At 62.1% G+C, this 3,410-nt stretch carries 4 protein-coding genes; 3 read left to right on the top strand and 1 reads right to left on the bottom strand.

Going from position 1 to position 3,410, the window contains the following annotated elements; genetic code table 11:
• The coding region (locus T331_RS20340; RefSeq protein ID WP_035180592.1) for a hypothetical protein at window positions 1-195 on the bottom strand (195 nt) is incomplete at its 3' end.
• 682 nt (window positions 196-877) lie between these two features.
• Here T331_RS20340 and T331_RS0116615 point away from each other — a divergent pair.
• From T331_RS0116615 to T331_RS0116605, 3 genes are read left to right on the top strand one after another with little or no spacing between them, the layout of a single operon-like run.
• Complete coding sequence (locus tag T331_RS0116615; RefSeq protein WP_008492231.1) at window positions 878-1,369, top strand: UPF0262 family protein; 492 nt, start codon at window positions 878-880, stop codon at window positions 1,367-1,369.
• A 29-nt stretch (window positions 1,370-1,398) separates the two neighbouring features.
• Window positions 1,399-2,487 (top strand): S-methyl-5-thioribose-1-phosphate isomerase, encoded by a 1,089-nt coding sequence (gene mtnA / locus T331_RS0116610; protein WP_026440832.1) that lies wholly within the window; start codon window positions 1,399-1,401, stop codon window positions 2,485-2,487.
• A 2-nt stretch (window positions 2,488-2,489) separates the two neighbouring features.
• Complete coding sequence (locus tag T331_RS0116605; protein WP_026440831.1) at window positions 2,490-3,260, top strand: DUF2272 domain-containing protein; 771 nt, start codon at window positions 2,490-2,492, stop codon at window positions 3,258-3,260.
• Window positions 3,261-3,410 lie beyond the last annotated feature (150 nt).

Genomic DNA, 3,410 nt, shown 5'->3' with positions numbered 1-3,410 from the left:
CTTCTTGGCGGCGGCGGTGGTCTTCTTCGCGGTCGTCTTCTTGGCGGCAGCGGCGGTCTTCTTCGCGGCCGGCTTCTTGGTGGCAGCGGCGGTCTTCTTCGCGGCCGGTTTCTTCGTGGCAGCGGTCTTCTTCGCGGTGGCGCGCACGGCCATCGGCTGCGCGCGCTCAGTGGTGGTCTTGTCTTCGATGGTCACTGGTCATGCTCCTTAGCGTTCAAGGTTATCATTGAGTTCCGGGTGGTCGTGGTCCGGCACAGAAACGTCTTGTTCTACGGCTGGGTAGGCCGTCCTTCTTTGGTTCCGCGTGCGGTTTCCTTGACCGCGAAATTCAGACATGGTGCGCGATGCGAATCGCGCAATGCACGCAAGATTCGCTATTCAGCTTCCGCGCTGCGCCTGTCAACAAAAAGCAGCACTAAACTTCTGTCCTGACGCATTTTTTTACAGCAATGTGCAAGACATCCACAGCGTGGAGGCCCAGCGCCGCAATTTTGCCACGCCGTGTTCCTGGTTTCGCCATCGATCGTCGGCGCCGCGTGCTTCGAAAAGATTTAGAAAGCATCAATCAAAACCGGATCAGTCCGGCGCCGTTCCGGAGCGTGTGGCATGTTGGCGGGCGGGCAATGGCGTCTTGGCGAGGGGTGTGGCGCGTCGGCGCGGCTTTGAGGGGACGATCGCATTTGTCGTTGCCGCGCGGAATCGCTATGCTCGGTCCCGACGGATAAGCGCGTATGGCCCGGCCTGGATCAGGGCAGCGCCCGGCGGAACGGGCGACGGGTGAGGCGTGACGAAGCATAAGACGTGACGAAGCGTAAGACGTGACGGAACAAGAGAGCGAGACGAAGCGCGTAATCTTTCCAAGGGGCGAGCAGGTGACATGGTGGATGCACAAGGCACGGATGCAACCGGCAGGCTGACCAAGGTGGTTCTCGAGGGCGAGGCCCTGCACCGCATCTCGGCCCTGCAGCAGGCGGATCGCGAACAGGCGGTGCGTGACCTGGCGCAGGAAAATGAATTCCACCTGCCCGGGCATCCGGATTTGCAGAGCATTCTGCATCTCTCCATCCAGGAAGGCCGGCTGGTGTTCGATGTACGCGATGCGCAGGATGCGCCGGTGCAGGCGGTACTGCTGGCGCTGGGGCCGTTCAAGATGCTGATCCGCGATTACCAGATGTTGCTGGATTCCTATGCGATGGCGGTGGCGGAGGGGCGCGAGGCGCGCATCCAGGCGATCGATATGGGCCGGCGCGGGCTGCATAATGAAGGGGCCGAGCTGATGATCGAGCGGCTGGGCGGCAAGGTGGTGATTGATTTTCCCACCGCGCGGCGCTTATTCACCCTGGTCTGCGCTTTGCACCAAAAATTGTAGCACTTAGAACTTTAGGATTTTTTAACGCCATGAAAATTGACGGCACACCCTATCGCTCGATCTGGGTCGACGAGACCGATGGCTGGTCTGTCCGCATCATCGATCAGACCAAGCTGCCCTGGAATGTGGATCTGGTCCGGCTGACGACGCTTGAGGAAATGGCGCATGCGATCAAGGCGATGCTGGTGCGCGGCGCGCCGCTGATCGGCGCCTCGGCCGCCTACGGCGTGGCGCTGGCGATGCGCCATGATGCCGCCGATGCGGCGCTGGCGCAGGCGCTGGAGGTGCTGGGCGCGACCCGGCCGACCGCGATCAATCTGCGCTGGGCGCTGCGGCGCATGGGGGCGGCATTGCAGAGCGTGGAGCCGGCGAAGCGCGAAGCCGCCGCCTACGCGGAAGCGGCGAAGATCTGCGATGAGGATGTCGCGGTGAATGAGGCGATCGGCCGCAACGGTCTGGCGCTGATCGAAGAGAAGGCGAAATCCGGAAAACGGGTGAATATCCTGACGCATTGCAATGCTGGCTGGATCGCCACGGTGGATTGGGGCACGGCGCTGGCACCGATCTATATGGCGCATGATGCCGGGATCGACGTGCATGTCTGGGTGGAGGAGACCCGGCCGCGCAACCAGGGCGCCTCGCTGACCGCCTGGGAGCTTGGCAAACATGGGGTCAAACACACCGTCATCGCCGATAATGCCGGCGGGCATTATATGCAGCATGGCGAGGTGGATCTGGTGATTGTCGGTACTGACCGCGTTACCCGCCAGGGCGATGTCTGCAACAAGATCGGCACCTATCTGAAGGCGCTGGCGGCGCACGATAATAACGTGCCGTTCTGGGTGGCGCTGCCGTCCTCCACCATCGATTGGACGATCCGCGACGGGGTTGCCGAAATCCCGATCGAGGAGCGGGCCGCTTCCGAAGTGACGACGATGACCGGGCGCGCGATGGATGGCTCGATTGCCACGGTGCGCATCGTGCCGACCTCCAGCCCCGCCGCCAACCCGGCCTTCGATGTGACGCCGGCGCGGCTGGTGACCGGGCTGATCACCGAGCGCGGGTTGTGCGAAGCGACGGAGAGCGCGCTGACCGGAATGTTCAGCGACCTCGCGTGAGGATGGGTTTAAAGAAAGGCGGCGGTTTCGCCGCCTTTTTCAGCTTGGCGCTGCTGGGCGCCTGCGCGCCGCAGAACCATGCGCCGCCTTTTGCCAACCAGCCTTATGAAGCCTTCTCGCGGAGTGCCGCGGTGGCCATCGCGCTGCGCGAATGGCGGCTCTGGGGCGAGCATGTGGATGATGGCGACGTGCCCTATGTGCAGCAGGCCGGCACCATGCCCGAGCGCGCCCAGGGGCTGTGGCAGCGCGTCGGCGAATATTGGTGGGAGGGGATGAACGCTGGCGAGCCGGATGCGCGCTGGACTGGCAAGCATGATGCGCGGGGGCGGGTTTTCCCGGTGCGGGTGAATGGCGATTATGCGTGGTCGGCCGCGTTTATCTCTTATGTGATGCGCATTGCCGGGGCGGGGCCGAAATTTCCCTACGCGCCGGATCACTCCTTTTATATAGATTATGCGGCGCGGCCTTATCGGCCGGGGAAGTTGCTGATCGCGGAGAACCCGGCAATTTACGCGCCGCGCCTGGGGGATCTGGTGTGTTTTCCGCGCGGGGCCGCGCGTGACCTTACTTATAATGATCTGCCCACGAAGGATCATTTCCCCGCCCATTGCAGCATCGTCACCGGCGTGGCGGCGGGGGAGGTGGATGTGATCGGGGGGAATGTGGATGACGCGGTGACGCTGGAGCATCTGCACATTGACGCGCAAGGCCGGCTGCAAGGCAACAAGGACAACTGGTTCGTCGTGCTGCGCGTGCTCTACGCCCAGAATTAAGTGAGCAAAAGTTTTTGGGGGTATGGGGGCTTTTTTCAAAAAGCCCCCATACCTTAACTAGGGTCAAAACCCAATAATTTTGTTGATTTTCTAATGGTAGGGTGATTCCCTTTGTCCCGATTCGGGAGGGGATCATGCGACGGAACTTGT

Origin of the sequence: Acidocella facilis ATCC 35904, assembly GCF_000687875.1 — a bacterium.
GTDB classification, from domain to species: Bacteria; Pseudomonadota; Alphaproteobacteria; order Acetobacterales; family Acetobacteraceae; genus Acidocella; species Acidocella facilis.
The sequence above is the reverse complement of the archived record's forward strand: the minus strand, read 5'-3'. Positions and strand labels throughout refer to the sequence as shown.